The sequence below is a fragment of the Pseudomonas sp. IT-P176 genome (genome assembly GCF_949767245.1).
Classification (GTDB): Bacteria; Pseudomonadota; Gammaproteobacteria; order Pseudomonadales; family Pseudomonadaceae; genus Aquipseudomonas.
In genome coordinates this window covers 57,309-77,620 of sequence record NZ_CATKPN010000079.1, presented here as the reverse complement: position 1 = coordinate 77,620, position 20,312 = coordinate 57,309, and the positions used below count along the sequence as shown (strand labels likewise).

The 20,312-nt window shown below is 59.0% G+C and carries 16 protein-coding genes; 4 read left to right on the top strand and 12 right to left on the bottom strand.

Features of this window, described 5'->3' with window-relative positions; translation table 11 throughout:
• Positions 1-103 precede the first annotated feature (103 nt).
• The 7 genes from lpdA to sdhC form a co-directional block, all read right to left on the bottom strand.
• A complete protein-coding gene (gene lpdA, locus ACM6IP_RS21510; RefSeq protein WP_095167538.1) occupies positions 104-1,540 on the bottom strand; it encodes a dihydrolipoyl dehydrogenase in 1,437 nt (478 codons plus the stop codon).
• Between the two features lie 99 nt (positions 1,541-1,639).
• Positions 1,640-2,857 (bottom strand): 2-oxoglutarate dehydrogenase complex dihydrolipoyllysine-residue succinyltransferase, encoded by a 1,218-nt coding sequence (gene odhB, locus ACM6IP_RS21505; protein WP_095167536.1) that lies wholly within the window; start codon positions 2,855-2,857, stop codon positions 1,640-1,642.
• Positions 2,858-2,899: 42 nt separating this feature from the next.
• Positions 2,900-5,731, bottom strand: a complete 2,832-nt coding sequence (locus ACM6IP_RS21500) for a 2-oxoglutarate dehydrogenase E1 component (RefSeq protein WP_095167535.1) — start codon at positions 5,729-5,731, stop codon at positions 2,900-2,902.
• Between the two features lie 262 nt (positions 5,732-5,993).
• The gene (locus tag ACM6IP_RS21495) at positions 5,994-6,698 is read right to left on the bottom strand and encodes a succinate dehydrogenase iron-sulfur subunit (protein WP_046032887.1); all 705 of its coding nucleotides are present in this window, start codon (positions 6,696-6,698) and stop codon (positions 5,994-5,996) included.
• An 11-nt stretch (positions 6,699-6,709) separates the two neighbouring features.
• Positions 6,710-8,482, bottom strand: a complete 1,773-nt coding sequence (sdhA, locus tag ACM6IP_RS21490; protein ID WP_095167533.1) for a succinate dehydrogenase flavoprotein subunit — start codon at positions 8,480-8,482, stop codon at positions 6,710-6,712.
• 3 nt (positions 8,483-8,485) lie between these two features.
• A complete protein-coding gene (sdhD, locus tag ACM6IP_RS21485) occupies positions 8,486-8,854 on the bottom strand; it encodes a succinate dehydrogenase, hydrophobic membrane anchor protein (RefSeq protein WP_003446906.1) in 369 nt (122 codons plus the stop codon).
• Complete coding sequence (gene sdhC / locus ACM6IP_RS21480; protein ID WP_095167532.1) at positions 8,848-9,222, bottom strand: succinate dehydrogenase, cytochrome b556 subunit; 375 nt, start codon at positions 9,220-9,222, stop codon at positions 8,848-8,850. The genes sdhD and sdhC overlap by 7 nt, the downstream gene beginning before the upstream one ends.
• Before the next feature lie 363 nt (positions 9,223-9,585).
• Here sdhC and gltA point away from each other — a divergent pair, with 363 nt between their 5' ends.
• A complete protein-coding gene (gltA, locus tag ACM6IP_RS21475) occupies positions 9,586-10,875 on the top strand; it encodes a citrate synthase (protein WP_095167530.1) in 1,290 nt (429 codons plus the stop codon).
• 714 nt (positions 10,876-11,589) lie between these two features.
• Here gltA and ACM6IP_RS21470 read toward each other — a convergent pair.
• From ACM6IP_RS21470 to ACM6IP_RS21460, 3 genes are all read right to left on the bottom strand, one after another.
• Positions 11,590-13,248: a cation acetate symporter gene (locus ACM6IP_RS21470; protein ID WP_095172029.1), complete on the bottom strand. Its 1,659-nt coding sequence runs from the start codon at positions 13,246-13,248 to the stop codon at positions 11,590-11,592.
• Positions 13,245-13,556, bottom strand: a complete 312-nt coding sequence (locus ACM6IP_RS21465) for a DUF485 domain-containing protein (protein WP_095143815.1) — start codon at positions 13,554-13,556, stop codon at positions 13,245-13,247. The genes ACM6IP_RS21470 and ACM6IP_RS21465 overlap by 4 nt, the downstream gene beginning before the upstream one ends.
• Positions 13,557-13,774: 218 nt before the next feature.
• Positions 13,775-14,623, bottom strand: a complete 849-nt coding sequence (locus ACM6IP_RS21460) for a glycine betaine ABC transporter substrate-binding protein (protein WP_159994446.1) — start codon at positions 14,621-14,623, stop codon at positions 13,775-13,777.
• Positions 14,624-14,910: 287 nt separating this feature from the next.
• Between ACM6IP_RS21460 and ACM6IP_RS21455 the strand changes: the two genes are divergently transcribed.
• A complete protein-coding gene (locus ACM6IP_RS21455) occupies positions 14,911-16,506 on the top strand; it encodes a glycosyl hydrolase family 17 protein (RefSeq protein WP_095172025.1) in 1,596 nt (531 codons plus the stop codon).
• A 33-nt stretch (positions 16,507-16,539) separates the two neighbouring features.
• Here ACM6IP_RS21455 and ACM6IP_RS21450 read toward each other — a convergent pair whose 3' ends face one another.
• A complete protein-coding gene (locus ACM6IP_RS21450; protein ID WP_159994444.1) occupies positions 16,540-16,908 on the bottom strand; it encodes a hypothetical protein in 369 nt (122 codons plus the stop codon).
• A gap of 223 nt (positions 16,909-17,131) precedes the next feature.
• Between ACM6IP_RS21450 and ACM6IP_RS21445 the strand changes: the two genes are divergently transcribed.
• Together ACM6IP_RS21445 and ACM6IP_RS21440 are read left to right on the top strand one after the other, a co-directional pair.
• Complete coding sequence (locus ACM6IP_RS21445; RefSeq protein WP_095172021.1) at positions 17,132-18,430, top strand: serine/threonine protein kinase; 1,299 nt, start codon at positions 17,132-17,134, stop codon at positions 18,428-18,430.
• On the top strand, positions 18,423-19,211 hold the full coding sequence (locus ACM6IP_RS21440; RefSeq protein ID WP_095172020.1) for a VacJ family lipoprotein: 789 nt from the start codon (positions 18,423-18,425) through the stop codon (positions 19,209-19,211). Before ACM6IP_RS21445 ends, ACM6IP_RS21440 begins: the two co-directional genes overlap by 8 nt.
• 69 nt (positions 19,212-19,280) lie before the next feature.
• Here the strand turns inward: ACM6IP_RS21440 and ACM6IP_RS21435 are convergent, their stop codons facing one another.
• Positions 19,281-20,195 carry a DUF808 domain-containing protein gene (locus tag ACM6IP_RS21435; RefSeq protein WP_095172018.1) on the bottom strand — a complete coding sequence of 305 codons (915 nt, stop codon included), beginning with the start codon at positions 20,193-20,195 and terminating at the stop codon, positions 19,281-19,283.
• Between the last annotated feature and the right edge of the window lie 117 nt (positions 20,196-20,312).

Below are 20,312 nucleotides of genomic sequence, written 5' to 3'. Positions count from 1 at the left end.
TTGCGTAGCCTAGGCTACGCAAGACTGCGTCCAGCGGATATTCCGCGGTGAGTCTTGCATGCAAGGCTCACGACGGGCCATACCGCCGTGGTTTCTTATTGTCTTAACGCTTCTTGCGGTTGGCGATGTGAATGGCGCCGCCATTCACTGCCAGAGCTGCTTCGTGCAAGGCTTCGGACAGGGTCGGATGGGAGAAGACCATCATGCCCAGGTCTTCAGCGCTGGTGCCGAATTCCATGCCGATTGCGCCCTGCTGGACCAGTTCTGCAGCGCTCGGGCCAATCACGTGGACGCCCAATACGCGGTCAGTCTTGGCATCGGCGATCACTTTGACGAAACCGCCGGTATCGTTGGCTGCCATGGCACGGCCACTGGCTGCGAACGGGAAAGTGCCGACGTTAACTTCAACGCCTTCAGCTTTCAAGGCCTGCTCGGTTTTACCGACCCATGCAATTTCCGGGTGAGTATAAATAACCGAAGGGATCAAATCATAGTTCATCTGGGCTTTGTGGCCCTTGATGCGCTCGACAACCATGATGCCCTCTTCCGAGGCCTTGTGAGCCAGCATCATGCCGCGAACCACGTCGCCGATCGCGTATACGCCCGGTACGGTGGTCGCGCAGTGATCGTCGACGTGCACAAAACCGCGCTCGTCGAGGGTCACGCCGCAATCAGCGGAAAGCAGATCAGTGGTCACCGGACGGCGACCAACGGCTACGATCAGCTTGTCGAAGGTGATGGTCTGTTCGCCTTTGGCGTCGGTGTAGGTCACGACTACTTCTTCGCCGTTGACCTTGGAACCGGTTACGCGAGCGCCCAGCTTGATGTCCAGACCTTGTTTGGTCAGGGTTTTCAGTGCTTCCTTGGAAACGGCGGCGTCAGCAGCCATCAGGAAGGTGTCCAGGGCTTCCAGGACAGTCACTTCAGCGCCCAGGCGCGACCATACCGAACCCAGTTCCAGGCCGATCACGCCAGCGCCGATCACGCCCAGACGTTTTGGCACAGCTTGGAATTCCAGGGCGCCAGTCGAATCGACGATCACGTTCTGGTCAACCGGAGCCGGTGGAATGTCGATTGGACGCGAACCTGGAGCCAGGATCACGTTCTCGGCTTCGATGATTTCTACCGAACCGTCAGGCTTGGTGACTTCGACTTTCTTGCCAGCCAGCAGTTTGCCGTGGCCCTGGATCGAGGTCACGCCGTTGGCCTTGAACAGGGTGGCAACACCCGAGGTCAGGCCTTTGACGATGTTGGCTTTACGGCCGACCATTGCTGGAACGTCCATGGTCACGCCAGCGTGGTTGATACCGTGGATCGCGAAGCCGTCTTGTGCTTCGTGGAACTTCCAGGAGCTGTCCAGCAGCGCCTTGGATGGAATGCAGCCGACGTTCAGGCAAGTACCGCCCAGAGCCAGTTTGCCTTCCTTGTCGGTGTACTTCTCGATGCAGGCCGTCGAAAGACCCAGTTGAGCGGCCTTGATAGCTGCTACATAGCCGCCAGGGCCGGCACCGATCACTACTACGTCAAATTTCTGCGACATTGAAAAAAATCCTCTTTAGCGAAAAGCCTGAAGCCGCGGGCCACAAGCCAGACTGCCGTTAACCAGCAGCCTGAAGCCTGCAGCTCGCGGCTGCTTCTATCAGATATCCAGCAACAGACGAGCCGGGTCTTCCAGCAGGTTCTTGATGGTCACCAGGAAAGTCACAGCTTCTTTGCCATCGATCAGACGGTGATCGTAGGACAGAGCCAGGTACATCATCGGACGGATTACCACTTGACCGTTGATCGCCATAGGACGCTGCAGGATGTTGTGCATGCCCAGGATCGCTGCTTGCGGCGGGTTGACGATCGGAGTCGACATCATCGAACCGAAAGTACCACCGTTGGTGATGGTGAACGTACCACCGGTCATTTCGTCCATCGACAGTTTGCCGTCACGGGCTTTCTTGCCGAAGGTGGCGATGCCGCCTTCGATTTCAGCCAGGCTCATCAGTTCGGCGTTACGCAGAACCGGAACCACCAGGCCGCGGTCGCTGGAAACAGCAACACCGACGTCGGCGTAGCCGTGGTAAACGATGTCTGCACCGTCGATCGAAGCGTTGACAGCCGGGAAGCGTTTCAGCGCTTCGGTAGCCGCTTTCACGAAGAACGACATGAAGCCCAGGCGTACGCCGTTGTGGGACTTCTCGAACAGATCCTTGTACTTCGAACGCAGTGCCATGACTTCGGTCATGTCGACTTCGTTGAAAGTAGTCAGCATCGCCATGTTCGACTGAGCTTCAACCAGACGCTTGGCCACGGTGGCACGCACGCGGGTCATTGGAACGCGCTTCTCGATGCGATCGCCAGCAGCGAATACAGGAGCAGCGGCGGCCGGAGCAGCAGCCTTGGCAGGCGCGGCAGCCGGAGCGGCTTTCTTGGCAGCAACGGCTGCAACCACGTCTTCCTTGGTCACACGACCGCCTTTGCCAGTACCGGCAACGGAAGCGATGTTGATGCCGTTCTCTTCAGCCAGCTTGCGCGCAGCTGGAGCAGCAACAGGATCGTCTTCGCCAGCAGCAGCCGGGGCAGCGGCTTGAGCGGCAGCAGCAGGAGCCGCGGCAGGAGCGGCAGCAACGCCGCCCGCTTCGATGGAGCCCAGGATTTCGTCGGACAGAACGGTGTCGCCTTCGTTCTTGACGATAGCGCCCAGTACGCCATCAGCGGTAGCCAACACTTCCAGTACGACTTTATCGGTTTCGATGTCGACGATCAGGTCGTCGCGCTTGACCGCGTCGCCCGGTTGCTTGTGCCAGGTGGCAACGGTGCCATCGGCAACCGATTCCGGGAAAGTGGGGGCTTTGATCTCGATAGCCATTGTCTGTGGTTCCTTAAATTCGGTTTCAGGTGCGCGAAGGCGTTAAACAGTAAAGGCGTCTTGCAGCAGTTTTTCCTGCTGCTCAGCGTGCATCGATGCATAACCACAAGCCGGTGCAGCGGAGGCCTCACGACCGGCGTACTCGAGGACGAGTGCCTTGTTGTGATTGCCAACGATGCGACGCATGTGGTGCTGGCTGCAGTACCAGGCACCCTGGTTCATCGGCTCTTCCTGACACCAAACGATATGCTTGAGGTTGGTGTAAGGCGCCAGGACTTCGTTCAAGTCGTCCTCAGGGAATGGATACAGCTGCTCGAGACGCACGACGGCGATATCGTCACGGCCTTCGGCACGGCGTTTTTCCAGCAGGTCGTAGTAGACCTTGCCGCTACACAGAACAATGCGCTCGACCTTTTTCGGGTCTTGGGCATCGATTTCCGGGATAACGGTCTGGAACGAACCTTCGGCCAGGTCTTCCAGGGTCGAGATGGCCAGCTTGTGACGCAACAGCGACTTCGGTGTCAGTACGATCAATGGCTTGCGCAGCGGGCGAATCACCTGACGGCGCAGCAAGTGGTAGATCTGAGCCGGCGTAGTCGGTACGGCTACCTGAATGTTGTGCTCGGCGCACAGTTGCAGGTAACGCTCCAGACGTGCCGAGGAGTGCTCAGGACCCTGACCTTCATAACCGTGTGGCAGCAGCATGGTCAGACCGCACAGACGACCCCACTTGTGCTCGCCACTGGTGATGAACTGGTCGATAACCACCTGGGCACCGTTGGCAAAGTCGCCGAACTGGGCTTCCCAGATCACCAGCGCGTCAGGCGTGGTGGTCGAGTAACCGTATTCGAACGCCAGTACGGCTTCCTCGGACAGGAACGAATCGTACAGGTCGAAACGTGGCTGGCCTTCGTACAGGTTCTGCAGCGGGATGTAGGTCCCCGCGTCTTTCTGGTTGTGCAAGACAGCGTGACGGTGCGAGAACGTACCGCGACCGATGTCCTGACCCGTCATGCGGATCGGGTGACCTTCGAACGCCAGGGTCGCGTACGCCATGGTTTCGGCGTAACCCCAGTTGATCGGCAGGCCGCCGGCTTGCATCTTCTGACGGTCTTCGTAGATTTTCGCAACCTGGCGCTGAACCACGAAGCCTTCTGGAATTTCCAGCAGCTTGGCGGACAGTTCCTGCAGGGTCTTGAGGTCGAAGCGAGTGTCGTGACGCGCAGTCCAGGCATGGCCCAGATACGGACGCCAGTCCACGAACAGCTCTTTGTTCGGCTCTTTGACCAGGCTTTTTACAACATGCAGGCCGTTGTCCAGTGCGTTGCGGTATTCGTCGATTTTCGACTGCACACGCTCTGCGTCCAGCACGCCGCTTTGAGTCAGGCGATCGGCATACAGCTCACGGGTGGTGCGCTGCTTGGTGATCTGCTGATACATGATCGGCTGGGTGCCGCTTGGCTCGTCGGCCTCGTTGTGGCCACGACGACGGTAGCAGACCAGGTCGATCACCACGTCACGCTTGAACTGCATGCGGTAGTCGATGGCCAGCTGGGTCACGAACAATACGGCTTCCGGATCATCACCATTCACATGGAGGATCGGCGCCTGGATCATTTTCGCAACGTCGGTAGCGTACTCGGTGGAACGCGAGTCCAGCGGGTTGCTGATGGTGAAACCGACCTGGTTGTTGATCACGATGTGCACGGTGCCGCCGGTCTTGAAACCGCGGGTCTGCGACATCTGGAAGGTTTCCATCACCACGCCTTGACCGGCGAATGCCGCATCACCGTGGATCGAGATCGGCAGAACCTTCTCACCGGTTGGGTCGTTGCGACGATCCTGACGGGCGCGAACCGAACCCTCGACCACCGGGGAAACGATTTCCAGGTGGGACGGGTTGAACGCCATGGCCAGGTGAACTTCACCGCCGGTGGTCATCACGTTGGACGAGAAGCCCTGGTGGTATTTAACGTCACCGGAACCCAGCTCGACCTTCTTCTTGCCTTCGAACTCGTCGAACAGCTCGCGCGGGTTCTTGCCGAAGGTGTTGACCAGCACGTTCAGACGGCCACGGTGGGCCATGCCAATGACGATTTCCTTGGTGCCGTAGGAACCGGAACGCTGGATCAGCTCGTCGAGCATCGGGATCAGGCTTTCGCCGCCTTCCAGACCGAAACGCTTGGTACCCGGGTATTTGGTGCCCAGGTATTTTTCCAGGCCTTCACCGGCGGTCACGCGCTCGAGCAGGTGGCCCTTGATGTCCGCGGAATAAGTCGGACGGCCACGCACGCTTTCCAGACGCTGCTGGAACCACTGGCGCTGCTCGGAATCGGTGATGTGCGTAAATTCAGCGCCGATGGTGCGGCAATATGTCTGCTGCAACGCTTCGTGAATTTCGCGTAGGCTCGCTTCCTCTTTGCCGATGAACAGGTCGCCGGCACGGAAGGTCGTATCAAGATCGGCATTGGTCAAGCCGTAATGATTGATCGACAGGTCTGCAGGTGCAGGACGCTGCCACAGCCCCAGCGGGTCAAGCTGGGCTGCCTGGTGGCCACGCATACGGTAGGCCTGGATCAATCGCAGCACTTCAACTTGCTTCTTCTCGTGCTCACTGCTCACGCTGCCGGCGGAAACCGGTTGGGCGCGGCGCTGGTTCTTTGCCAGCAGCACAAAATGGTCGCGAATTGTGGAGTGCGAAACATCGATGGCAGAGTTGCCGTCTGTCGGCAACTTCTGAAAGTAGGTGCGCCACTCTTCTGGCACAGCGTTAGGGTCGTGCAGGTAGAGCTCGTAGAGCTCTTCCACATAGGCAGCGTTACTACCGGATAGGTAGGCGCTGTTCCACATGCGCTGCATCACGCTTTCTTGCATGCTTGGTCACCCTCGGTTAGGGGAACACCATCGGCGAAGACACCGAGCGAGCTTGCAGAAGTCCGAGTGCAGCGACCAAAACAAGCCACTTAGGATCACGCTGATAGTCCGGGTACCAGCCCGGATGCCCCTGCTTGTCTCATTTCTTCAAAATAAGAGCTGCAGCTTTATGGGCTACTGCTCTGGTTATAGCCAGGGCGCGGGTTGAAGCCCGCGCCTTGGCCTCTACGGGTACAGCGGTCCTGCATTTACTACTGCTGAATCACACGCCGCTTTGCAGAAGCATGTTACGAATGTGACCGATGGCCTTAGTCGGGTTCAGGCCTTTCGGACAAACGTTGACGCAGTTCATGATGCCGCGGCAGCGGAATACGCTGAACGGATCATCCAGTGAAGCCAGACGCTCGGACGTCTTGGTGTCGCGGCTGTCTGCCAGGAAGCGGTACGCTTGCAGCAGGGCAGCTGGACCCAGGAACTTGTCCGGGTTCCACCAGAAGGACGGGCACGAAGTCGAGCAGCAAGCGCACAGGATGCACTCGTACAGACCGTCGAGCTTTTCACGCTCTTCAGGGGACTGCAGACGCTCGATGGCCGGAGCCGGCGTATCGTTCTGCAGGTAAGGCTTAACCTTCTCGTATTGCTTGTAGAAGATGCTCATATCGACGACCAGGTCACGGATAACCGGCAAACCTGGCAGAGGACGAACGATCAACTTGTTACCTTTTACGACAGCGGACAGCGGCGTAACGCACGCCAGGCCGTTTTTGCCGTTGATGTTCATGCCGTCGGAACCGCAAACACCTTCACGGCAAGAGCGACGATAGGAGAAACCCTCGTCCTGCTCTTTGATCAGGGCCAGCACGTCCAGCACCATCAGGTCTTTACCACCGGTATCGACCGAAAATTCCTGCATGAACGGCGCGGCGTCCTGATCAGGGTTGTAACGATAAACGCTGACTTTCAACATGGCGGCCACCCTTAATAAGTCCGAATCTTAGGTTCAAAAGTCGGAACAGTCTTCGGCGAGAAGTTCACAGCACGCTTGGTCACGCGCTTGTCACCCGGGAAGTAGAGGGTGTGGCACAGCCAGTTTTCGTCGTCACGGTCTTCGAAGTCTTCACGGGCGTGAGCACCGCGGGACTCTTTACGTACTTCGGCAGCGATGGCGGTGGCTTCAGCCACTTCCAGCAGGTTCTGCAGTTCCAGAGCTTCGATCCGCGCAGTGTTGAACGCCTGCGACTTGTCGTTGATCTTGACGTTGGCGATGCGCACGCGCAGGTCAGCCAGCTGGGCAATACCCTTCTGCATGTATTCGCCGGTACGGAACACACCGAAGTAGTTCTGCATGCAGCTTTGCAGCTCGCGACGCAGGGTTGCCACGTCTTCGCCATCAGTACGCTCGTTCAGAGCGGACAGGCGCGCCAGGGCAGTTTCGATGTTGGCGTCGGTGGCCTCATCGTATTCGATGCCGTCGGTCAGTGCTTTTTCCAGGTGCAGGCCAGCAGCGCGGCCGAAGACCACCAGGTCGAGCAGCGAGTTGCCGCCCAGGCGGTTGGCACCGTGAACCGATACGCAAGCTACTTCACCGACAGCGAACAGACCTGGAATGATCTGATCCACGCCTTCGTCGTTCTGGGTGATCGCCTGGCCGTGAATGTTGGTCGGAACGCCGCCCATCATATAGTGGCAAGTCGGAACAACCGGAACCGGAGCAACAACCGGGTCAACGTGGGCAAACGTCTTCGACAGCTCGCAGATGCCTGGCAGACGGCTGTGCAGCACTTCCTCGCCCAGGTGGTCGAGTTTGAGCATTACGTGGTCGCCATTCGGACCGCAACCGTTGCCAGCGATGATTTCCTTGACCATCGAGCGAGCAACCACGTCACGACCGGCAAGGTCCTTGGCGTTCGGAGCATAACGCTCCATGAAACGCTCGCCGTGCTTGTTGATCAGGTAACCACCTTCACCACGGCAACCTTCGGTCACCAGTACACCGGCGCCGGCGATGCCGGTCGGGTGGAACTGCCACATTTCGATGTCTTGTACCGGAACACCAGCACGCAGAGCCATGCCAACGCCGTCACCGGTGTTGATCAGGGCGTTGGTGGTGGACGCGTAGATACGACCTGCACCGCCGGTAGCCAGAACGGTGGCCTTGGCACGGATGTAGGTGGTTTCGCCGGTTTCGATGCAGATAGCGATTACGCCGACGAACTCGCCTTGACCATTCTTTACCAGGTCAACAGCGTAGTACTCGTTCAGGAACACGGTACCGGCTTTCAGGTTGCCCTGATAAAGGGTGTGCAGCAGCGCGTGACCGGTACGGTCGGAAGCGGCGCACGTACGGGCAGCCTGCCCGCCTTTGCCGTAATCCTTGGACTGACCGCCGAATGGACGCTGGTAGATACGACCCTGTTCAGTACGGGAGAACGGCATACCCATGTGGTCCAGCTCGTAGACAGCGGCCGGGCCTTCCTGACACATGTATTCGATAGCGTCCTGGTCACCGATGTAGTCGGAACCCTTGACGGTATCGTACATGTGCCAGCGCCAGTCATCGTTCGGATCCGCAGAAGCGATGGCGCAGGTGATGCCACCCTGGGCCGATACAGTGTGCGAACGCGTCGGGAAAACCTTGGTGATCACAGCAGTCTTGTGACCGCCTTGTGCCAGTTGCAGCGCTGCGCGCATGCCAGCACCGCCGCCACCAATGATGATGGCGTCGAAAGAAATCGTTGGAATGTTAGCCATGAATCAGATACCCCAGAGAATCTGCACACCCCAGACGAAGTAAGCGAACATCGCAACGCCGCATACTGCCTGGAAAAGGAAACGTACTGCAGTCGCGGACTTGCCCAGCGCCATTGGCGTCAGGTAGTCGGTCGCGATGGTCCACATGCCGACCCAGGCGTGAGCGCCCAGGGCCACCAGGGCCAACAGACTGAAGATACGCATCCAGTTGCTTGCGAACAGCTCGTGCCATTGGGCGTAGCCAATGCCAGGGTTCGCGACGAGGTACCCGATCAGGAAAATGAAATAAGCCGCGAGAACGACCGCAGACACACGTTGTGCCATCCAGTCATAGAGGCCCGAACGCGAAAGGTTCGTAACGCTGGTTACCATATCCAAACTCCTGCCAGAACGATCAACACCACGGAAACGGCGATGATAATTTTCGAGCCCAGGCGGCCGCCTTCCAGCGTCTCACCGATGCCCATATCCATGATCAAGTGGCGCACACCGGCTACCAGGTGATACAGCAGAGCGGACAGGAGGCCCCATGCTACGAACTTGGCCAGCGGGCTGGTCAAGCATGCCTTCACCTCGGCGAAACCTTCCTCGGAACCCAGGGATTTGCCCAATGCATACAGCATGAAGCCAAGGCCCAGGAAGAGGATGATGCCGGAAACACGGTGAAGAAACGACGTAACGCCGGTGATGGGGAGTTTGATGGTCCTTAGGTCTAGGTTTACAGGTCGTTGGCTATTCACGGCTTTTTTTTCACACTGAAGAGCCCCTAACAATCAGGGCAAAGTTGTTGGGGAGTGCACTGGTCAGGTAACCACCACCCAGGGATGCGACCCCCATCAAAACAGGCCCAAAAGCCCTTGGCGGTCGGCTGCCGAGTATAGACAGTTAGGTTACTAATGACAACGCAAACACCTTCCCCTAATAGCTGATTGCGCAAGCAGGATAAAAGGCGTAAATGGCAGGCAATTTCGAGGAAAAAGTGTGGTTAAAGCCTTCTGGGGCAAGACTTTAGGCAAATTGACATTCGAATTTATCTCACTATAGTGGTGCGGGCCCTGCGTGGGGGGTCTGTCTGATGATTTCAAGCATAAATAGGAGGCCACATGGCTGACAAAAAAGCGCAGTTGATCATCGAGGGCGCAGCCCCCGTCGAGCTGCCCATTTTAACCGGCACCGTTGGTCCCGATGTTATCGACGTCCGGGGCTTGACCGCCACGGGCCGCTTCACCTTTGACCCGGGTTTCATGTCGACCGCTTCTTGCGAGTCGAAGATTACCTATATTGACGGCGATAACGGCATCCTGCTGCACCGCGGCTACCCGATCGAACAACTGGCTGAAAAGTCGGACTACCTGGAAACCTGCTACCTGCTGCTCAACGGCGAACTGCCGACCGCAGAGCAGAAGGCCCAGTTCGTCGGCACCGTGAAGAACCACACCATGGTTCACGAGCAGCTGAAGACCTTCTTCAACGGCTTCCGTCGCGACGCCCACCCGATGGCGGTCATGTGCGGCGTAGTCGGCGCTCTTTCGGCCTTCTACCACGACTCCCTGGACATCAATAACCCGCAGCATCGCGAAATCTCCGCGATCCGCCTGGTTGCCAAGATGCCAACCCTGGCAGCGATGGTTTACAAGTACTCCATGGGCCAACCCATGATGTACCCGCGCAACGACCTGTCGTACGCGGAAAACTTCCTGCACATGATGTTCAACACCCCGTGCGAGATCAAACCGATCAGCCCGGTACTCGCCAAGGCCATGGACCGGATCTTCATCCTCCACGCCGACCACGAGCAGAACGCATCGACTTCCACCGTCCGCCTGGCAGGCTCCTCGGGTGCCAACCCGTTTGCCTGTATCGCTGCCGGCATCGCCGCACTCTGGGGCCCGGCTCACGGCGGCGCCAACGAAGCGGTACTGACCATGCTTGACGAAATTGGCGATGTCTCGAACATCGACAAGTTCATCGCCAAGGCCAAGGACAAGAACGATCCGTTCAAACTGATGGGCTTCGGTCACCGCGTTTACAAGAACCGCGATCCTCGCGCGACTGTAATGAAGCAGACCTGCGACGAAGTACTGAAGGAACTGGGGATCAACAACGATCCGCAACTCGAACTGGCCATGCGCCTGGAAGAGATCGCCCTGACCGACCCGTACTTCATCGAACGCTCGCTGTACCCGAACGTCGACTTCTACTCGGGGATCATCCTCAAGGCGATCGGCATTCCAACCAGCATGTTCACCGTGATCTTCGCCCTGGCACGTACTGTCGGCTGGATCTCGCACTGGAAAGAAATGCTTTCCAGCCCGTACAAGATTGGCCGCCCGCGCCAGTTGTACACCGGCTACGAGTCGCGTGACATTACCAAGCTGGAAGACCGCAAATAAGACCTGTCTTGCGATAGTGTCTTAAGTTGCACCGGGAACGGCCTCTATTTATATAGAGGCCGTTTTTGTTTGTGCTGGGGTTGGTATTTTTTGGGGTTGGGGGCATATCCGTTTCTTAGGGTGCTGCCGCTGGCGGTTTCGCTCTTACAGCGACTCACTTTTCCAAACGCCGAAAAGTAAGCAAAAGGCTTTGCCCCTGGCGTACGGCACTTCGCTGAGGCTCAGTGTTCCCTCGCTACGGTGTCCATCCGGGGGCATCGCCTACGGTTTGCTTCGCTGCACCTCCTCTCGATGAATGCGGCTACGCCGCACGGCGCTGCGCGCCTACCCCCTGATGAACACCTTCGCTCGGCCTGCCGATGGGGCAAAAGATCAAAAGCCGAAGCCAAAGCAAGATCACAAGCCAGATCAAGAGCCCCTCACCACTCAATAGGCCGAGTGTCAGCTCGCCTGCTAGTTAAAAACTGTTGCCTATGTGCGTGAACTGATTTGTAACCCATGTGGGTGAGTCATACCGCAAGCGTTTTTTGCATACTTTTTTTGGCGTTTGAAAAAAAGTGAGTCGCCGTAAGGGCGAAACCCTAAGCAGCCCTAACCGCAGCAACGGATATACACCCAATAAAAAACACACCAAAGCCCGATAACCGCCCACAAAAAAACGCCCCGATCTCTCAACCGGGGCATTCAGCACAACATTACAAAACCATCAAACCATCAATGCGAAACCGCCCCGCTCGCCCCCAGCCCAGTCTGCGACCGCACAAATTGCGGGAAGAACAGCGCCCGCTCATTGTCCGCAGCCGCCGACTTGTCAGTGATCGAGAAGAACCAGATCCCGACAAACGCAATAATCATCGAGAACAACGCCGGGTACTCGTAAGGGAAGATCGCCTTCTCGTGATGCAGGATCTGCACCCAGATGGTCGGCCCAAGCACCATCAAGCCAACGGCACTGATCAGACCCAACCAGCCACCAATCATCGCCCCACGAGTGGTCAGCTTCTTCCAGTACATGGAAAGCAGCAGCACCGGGAAGTTACAGCTGGCCGCAATGGAGAAGGCCAGGCCCACCATGAACGCAATGTTCTGGCTTTCGAACAGAATACCCAGGCCAATCGCCAGCACCGCCAAAGCGATAGTGGTGATCTTCGAAACACGAATCTCATCCTTCTCGTTGGCCTTGCCCTTCTTGATCACACTGGCATACAGGTCATGGGACACCGCCGAAGCACCGGCCAGGGTCAGACCCGCCACAACCGCCAGAATGGTCGCGAACGCCACTGCCGAGATGAAGCCCAGGAAGATGCTACCGCCAACCGCGTTGGCCAAATGCACCGCCGCCATGTTGTTGCCGCCCAACAGCGCGCCAGCAGCATCTTTGAAGGCCGGGTTGGTGCTCACCAGCAAGATCGCGCCGAAGCCGATGATGAAGGTCAGGATGTAGAAGTAACCAATGAAGCCAGTCGCGTACAGCACGCTCTTACGCGCTTCTTTTGCGTCGCTCACTGTGAAGAAACGCATCAGGATGTGCGGCAGGCCCGCAGTCCCGAACATCAGAGCCAGACCCAGCGAGAACGCCGAGATCGGATCTTTTACCAGGCCGCCCGGGCTCATGATCGCCTCACCTTTAGGGTGAACCTTGATCGCCTCGGAGAACAGCATATTGAAGTCGAAGTTGACGTGTTTCATCACCATCAGCGCCATAAATGAGGCACCGGACAGCAGTAGCACCGCCTTGATGATCTGCACCCAGGTAGTCGCCAGCATGCCGCCGAACAGCACGTACATACACATCAGCACACCGACCAGGATCACCGCAACGTGGTAGTCCAGGCCGAACAGCAACTGGATCAGCTTACCGGCACCGACCATCTGTGCGATCAGGTAGAACGCCACCACCACCAGCGAACCGCAGGCAGACAGGGTGCGGATCTGGGTTTGCCCAAGGCGGTAGGACGCCACGTCGGCAAACGTGTACTTACCCAGGTTACGCAGACGCTCGGCGATCAGGAACAGAATGATCGGCCAGCCCACCAGGAAGCCGATCGAATAGATCAGGCCGTCGTAGCCGGAGGTGAACACCAGCGCGGAAATCCCCAGGAAGGACGCTGCCGACATGTAGTCGCCGGCAATCGCCAGGCCGTTCTGAAAACCGGTGATCTTGCCGCCCGCCGCATAGTAGTCGGCCGCCGAGTTGTTTTTCTTCGAGGCCCAGTAGGTGATGCACAACGTAGCGCCGACAAAGGCCACGAACATCAGGATTGCGGGAATGTTCAGCGGCTGTTTGGCCACCTCACCGGTCAGGGCGTCAGCCGCCCAGGCACCCGGCGCGAACGCTGCAACGCTCAATAGAGCCAATAGACGCCGGATCATTGCTTGGCCTCCTTCAGAATTGCATTGTTCAGATCGTCGAACTCGCCGTTGGCGCGTCGCACATAGATACCGGTCAGGATGAAGGCCGACACAATCAGCCCCACACCAATCGGAATGCCCCAGGTGATCGACGACTCAGGGCTGATTTTTGCCCCCAGTACGTGCGGCCCGTAAGCGATCAGAAGAATGAATCCGGAGTACAGCCCAAGCATGATCGCCGAGAGAATCCAGGCGAACTTTTCTCGTTTGCGAACCAGCTCCTTGAAGCGCGGGCTGTTTTGAATCGAGAGGTAAATGCTGTCGTTCATTGTTTTTATCCTCGCAGCACAGATTTTAGTTGGAACGTTATCCACTCTATGCGGCTCAAGGAGAGGTTCCAGACGACCTTAGTCTTAGAACCAGATGTCGCTTTCGCCAATTTGCCCCGCAGATAAAAACCACTGCTTTAGCGCCAGAAACACAAAGGCCCGCTTGGCAAAAATGCCAAACGGGCCTGGAAGATGCTGACTAGACGCGTCGAATCAAATCACTTGATCCACTCGGCGACGCGCTCAGGGTGTTTCGCGACCCAATCCTTGGCCGCTGCGTCAGGCTTGGCACCATCCTGAATCGCCAACATTACTTCACCAATTTCGTCCTTCGAAGCCCATTGGAAGTTGTGCAGGAACTTGGCCACTTCCGGCGCCTTGGCTTCCAGGCCCTTGCTGCCGATGCTGTTGACGGTTTCCGCCGCGCCATACACGCCTTTTGGATCTTCAAGGAAACGCAGTTTCCACTTGGCGAACATCCAGTGCGGCACCCAGCCGGTCACGGCAATCGAGTCTTTCTTGTCTTCGGCGCGAGTCAGCTCGGCAATCATTGCGGCGCCGGAACTGGCTTGCAGTTTGTAATCGAGGCCGTAGTCCTTGATGGCCTGGTCGGTCTTGAGCATTACCCCTGAACCGGCATCGATGCCCACGATCTTGTTCTTGAAGGTAGTGTCGGTCTTGAGGTCGGCAATCGAGACAGCCTTGACGTACTCCGGCACGATCAGGCCGATTTTCGCGTCCTTGAAGTTGGGGCCGTAGTCGACCACCTTGTCCTTGTTCTTGGCCCAGTACTCACCATGGGTCACTGGCAACCAGGCCGAGAGCATGGCATCGAGCTTGCCGGTGGCCACACCCTGCCACATGATCCCGGTCGCCACGGCCTGCAGTTTCACGTCGTAGCCCAGCTTCTGCTTGATCACTTCCGCCGCCACATGGGTGGTCGCCACGCTGTCGGACCAACCGTCGACATAGCCGATGCTCAGGGTTTTGCTGTCGGCTGTCGCCAGAGTAGAGCCCATCGCCAATGCCAGAACGGCACTGGCGCCTAAGAGTCGTCGCATCTTCATCGTTACTTCCCCGAAAGTGCTGCGCCCGACGGATGCCGAGCGGCGTCAACGTATTGTTATGGTGCACAGCGCCCCCATCACGCTTCACCGCAAACTCGTTCGAACATCAGCGGAGTACTGATGCTTCGATCATCAACCTCGCGCCCAAGAGGACCTGCTCTGTCAGCGACCTCAAGGCAGCGAGAAACGACATCAGAAAGCCAGTAACGCCAGCCATCGGTAAAACCCCGGCCGATCCCGCCCGAACCTTGCATGGCAAAACCACCTAACGCCCAGACCGCCGGTAAATGCAGGTAAGATGCGCGGCTTTGCTCCCAGACGGTCTGACCATGCCCGCCACCGCGCGTTTTCCTTTTTTAGCTTATGCATTTGCCTGCCTGCTCGGCCTGTTTGCCCTCGGCGGCTACTGGTACGGCCTTGGCCAACCGGTGCTGCTGCCGGACGTTGCCAGCGCCACGCACAAACTGCAGTGCGCCTCCTATACCCCCTTCGACAAGGACCAGTCGCCGTTCGATCAGCCGTTCAACCTGCGCCCCGAGCGCATGGACGCCGACCTGGCCCTGCTGGCAACCCGCTTTGAATGCATTCGTACCTACTCGGTGACCGGCCTTGAAGCGCTGCCGGCACTGGCGCGCAAACATGGCCTGAAGCTGATGATCGGCGCCTGGGTCAACAGCAACCCGGTGGACACCGCCAAGGAAATCGAGCTGCTGATTGCCGAGGCCAATGCCAACCCGGACGTGGTTTCGGCGGTGATCGTCGGTAACGAAGCGCTGCTGCGCAAGGAAATCACCGGCCCGCAACTGGCCAAGCTGATCAAGCACGTCAAGCAGAACGTCAAGCAACCGGTGACCTACGCCGACGTCTGGGAATTCTGGCTCCAGCACCCGCAGATCGCCCCCGAAGTGGATTTCCTGACTATCCACTTGCTACCGTACTGGGAAGATGACCCTTCCAATATCGATGCCGCCTTGCAGCATGTTGCCCAAGTGCGCCAGGTGTTCGGCAACCGCTTCGCGCCCAAGGACGTGATGATCGGCGAAACCGGCTGGCCCAGCGAAGGTCGCCAGCGTGAGACTGCCCTGCCCAGCCGCGTCAACGAAGCGCGCTTCATCCGCGGTTTTGTCGCCATGGCCGAGCAGCAAGGCTGGCACTACAACCTGATCGAAGCCTTCGACCAGCCGTGGAAACGTGGCAGCGAAGGCGCGGTGGGCGGCTATTGGGGTCTGTTCGATGCCGATCGCCAGGACAAGAATGTCCTCGCAGGCCCAGTCAGCAACCTGCCACTCTGGCCACAATGGCTGGCGGTGGGCGGGCTGATCTTCCTCGCCACGCTGTTGCTCGGTGGTCGCGTACGCAGCACCCGTGCAGCCTTGGTGCTGCCGCTGCTGGGCGCCGTGGCGGCCTGCTCTATCGGTACCTGGGGGGAACTGGCGCGAGTCACCAGCCGCTCGCTCGATGAATGGCTGTGGGCCGGCCTGCTGGTCGCGCTGAACCTGCTGGTCCTGGCCCACGCGGCGCTGAGCCTGAGCACCCGCACCGGTTGGCGCGAGCGCGCGTTTGAGGCACTGCAACGACGTGCAGGCTGGTTACTGGCTGCTACCGGCTTTGCGGGCGCGGTAATGATGCTGGGGCTGGTGTTCGAACCCCGCTATCGCAGCTTCCCCAGCGCCGCCTTGCTGTTGCCGGCACTGGTCTACCTGATTCGCCCGGTGAGCGCACCGCGCCGCGAAATCGCCTTGCTGGCGTTCATCATCGGTGCCGGCATCGCCCCACAGCTGTACCGTGAAGGCCTGCTCAACCAGCAGGCCTGGGGCTGGGCGCTGGTCAGCGGCTTGCTGGTGGCTGCACTGTGGCGCAGCCTGCGGGTACGCCGCGGTTGATTTTCAGCAGTCCTGTGCCCGCGATTCGATTAGTCAGGCGCCACGCGGCGCCCTGACCAACCGCAACCCCGCAATCACCACCGCAAACACCGCCAGGCCGGTGTTGTACAAGGCCAGTGCGGGAAAGCCCAGTACCAGCGCCAACACCGCCAGCCACCAGCCAGCACGACCCGGCAGCACAAACCCCAGCACCGCCGCCGCCAATGCGCCCCAGCCCATGACCTTGAAGTGAATCAGCAGCCCCAGGTTTGCGCGTAACTGGCATTGCCAGCGATTCGCCTCGTCGACACAAATCCCCACCCACTGGGCATCTTCCATAAAGCCATAACGCGCGCCATAACTGGCGGCCAGCCACAGCGGCAGGACGATGAGCAGCAAAATCACGGGAAAACGGCTGGACATGAAGCACTCCGATAGGCAAAAACGGCGCCCAGCTTAATCCCCCCGCGAAACGACGCAAGGAAGATCAACAGATATCTGGTCATCAAATACCGGCAAAGTGTATCGTCCAGCTACTATTACCCACCATAAGGCCTGTTTGGTGCCGATCCATGGCACTTTGGCGCATAACCTGTGGTCATAGCCTGCGAACTTCATTAGGCACCTTCCTCTAAGGGATTTAGTCATGCTCCGTTCCTTGCGCTTCGCTGCCGTTTTCGGCGGCCTTATCCTGAGTGCGTCCGCACTGGCGGCAGATATCGATGCCGCCAGTTATGGCTACCCGCTTACCAACCCGTTTGAAGCGACTATTGCCACGACACCTCCGGACCTTAGGCCAGAGCTGCCCCTGGACGAAGACATCAACCAATCGGATCACAGCCTGACCCTGCGCCCGGAACGCCAGTTCGAACTGCCGGACAACTTCTGGGCCGTGAAGAAACTCACCTATCGCATGGCCACCCAGGATCACGCGGCACCGCTGATCTTCCTGATCGCCGGCACCGGCGCCCGCTACGACAGCAGCCTCAACGAATACCTCAAGCGCCTGTACTACAAGGCCGGCTACCACGTCGTCCAACTGTCCTCGCCCACCAGCTTCGACTTCATCAGCGCAGCGTCGCGCTTCGCCACCCCGGGCGTAACCAAGGAAGATGCCGAGGACCTGTACCGCGTGATGCAAGCGGTACGCGCGCAGAACCCGAAACTACCGGTGACCGACTATTACCTCACCGGCTACAGCCTCGGCGCCCTGGACGCGGCATTTGTTGCTCACCTGGACGAAACCCGACGCAGCTTCAACTTCAAGAAAGTCCTGCTGCTCAATCCGCCGGTCAACCTCTACACCTCCGTCACCAACCTGGACAAGTTGGTGCAAACCGAGGTCAAGGGCATCAACACCAGCACCACCTTCTATGAACTGGTGCTCAACAAGTTGACCCGCTACTTCCAGCAAAAAGGCTACATCGACCTCAACGACGCCCTGCTCTACGACTTCCAGCAATCCAAGCAGCACCTGACCAACGAACAGATGGCCATGCTGATCGGCACCTCGTTCCGCTTCTCCGCGGCCGACATTGCCTACACCTCGGACCTGGTCAACCGTCGCGGCCTGATCACTCCGCCCAAGTACCCGATCACCGAAGGCACCAGCCTCACGCCGTTCCTCAAGCGTGCACTGCAATGCGACTTCGACTGCTACCTCACCGAGCAGGTGATCCCGATGTGGCGCGCCCGCACCGACGGTGGCAGCCTGCTGCAACTGATCGACCAGGTCAGCCTCTACGCGCTCAAGGATTACCTGCAAGCCAGCCCGAAAATCGCCGTCATGCACAACGCCGACGACGTGATCCTCGGCCCTGGCGACCTCGGCTTCCTGCGCAAGACTTTTGGTGACCGCCTGACGGTCTACCCTCACGGCGGCCATTGCGGCAACCTCAACTACCGCGTCAACGCCGACGCCATGCTGGAGTTTTTCCGTGGCTAAACCTCTCCTGCTTCTCGCCGCGTTACTGTGCGCAGGCTATGCCAATGCCGACAACAGCAAGGCCAACGAACCCACAGTGGTCGACCCGGATGGCTTTACCGAGCCATTGACCAAACTCAAGTTCAACCCAGGGTTGGACCAGCGCGAATTCGAGCGCTCGACCCTCAGTGCGCTGAACGTCTATGACCCGCTGGAGTCGTGGAACCGTCGGGTCTACCACTTCAACTACCGCTTCGATCAGTGGGTATTCCTGCCCGTGGTCGACGGCTACCGCTACATCACCCCAAGCTTCCTGCGCACCGGCGTCAGCAACTTCTTCAACAACCTGGGCGACGTGCCCAACCTGGTGAACAGCCTGCTGCAACTCAAGGGCCAGCGCTCGCTGGAAACCACCGGCCGCCTGCTGCTCAACACCACCATCGGCATCGCCGGGCTGTGGGACCCGGCGACCGCCATGGGCCTGCCGCGCCAGAGCGAAGACTTCGGCCAGACCCTGGGCTTCTACGGCGTTCCGGGTGGCGCCTACTTCATGCTGCCGATCCTCGGCCCTTCCAACCTGCGCGACACCGGCGGGCTGGTGGTGGACTACAGCGCAGAGTCGGCGATCAACTTCCTCAACGTGGCTGAAGTCAGCTCCAACCATCCGGAAGTCTGGATCCTGCGCGGCGTCGACAAACGCTACCAGACCAACTTCCGCTACGGTCAGATGAACTCGCCGTTCGAGTACGAGAAGGTCCGCTACGTGTACACCGAAGCACGCAAGCTGCAGATCGCCGAGTAACGTTTGCGGTGATAAAAAAAGGCCATTCGATGCAGATCGAATGGCCTTTTTGATTTTCCAGCCACAGCATCAGCTTTTGACAGATTTCCAGATCTTGCTCACCACCATCACCCCCGCCAACACCACCGCCCCCGCGACAATCCCGGCCACCGCATTGAGCAGGCTCGGCACGATCCACGACCAGCCGCCAACGCTCTGGCTCACGCCTTCGATCCAGTGATGCACGACCGGTACGCCGTGGGTCAGGATCCCGCCACCGACCAGGAACATCGCCGCAGTGCCGATCACCGACAGGCTTTTCATCATGTACGGCGCAGCCCGCAGGATCGCGCCGCCGATGCCCTTGGCAATCTGCGAAGGCTTCTGGGTCAGCCACAGGCCCAGGTCGTCGAGCTTGACGATACCCGCCACCAGGCCGTAGACGCCGATGGTCATGACCAGGGCAATGCCCGACAGCACGATCACCTGCTGGGTCAGCGGCGCATCCGCCACGGTGCCCAGGGTGATGGCGATGATCTCCGCCGAGAGAATGAAGTCGGTACGCACTGCGCCCTTGATTTTGTCCTTCTCGAACGCCACCAGGTCGACCGCCGGGTCCGCGACCGCCTCGACCAACTGCGCATGCTCGGCCTGATCCTGCGCCGGGCTGTGGAGAAACTTGTGCGCCAGCTTTTCAAAGCCCTCGAAACACAGGTAGGCGCCGCCGAGCATCAACAGCGGCGTCACCAGCCAGGGCACGAACGCACTGATGGCCAGCGCCGAGGGCACCAGGATCAACTTGTTGATGAACGAGCCCTTGGCCACCGCCCAGACCACCGGGATTTCCCGCTCGGCCCGCACGCCGCTGACCTGCTGGGCATTGAGCGCCAGGTCGTCGCCAAGCACGCCCGCAGTCTTTTTCGCGGCCATCTTGGTCATCAGCGCGACGTCATCGAGCACGGCGGCGATATCGTCGATCAGCAACAACAAACTACTTCCTGCCATGGCTCATGGTTTCCTTCGGGAATGGATGTTGCGCAGCATAGCCTGCCATCGGGGCAATGGGCATTCTTGAGCGCTGCGCAAGGCCGGTGCTACCATGCGCGACCGCCAGTATCGGCA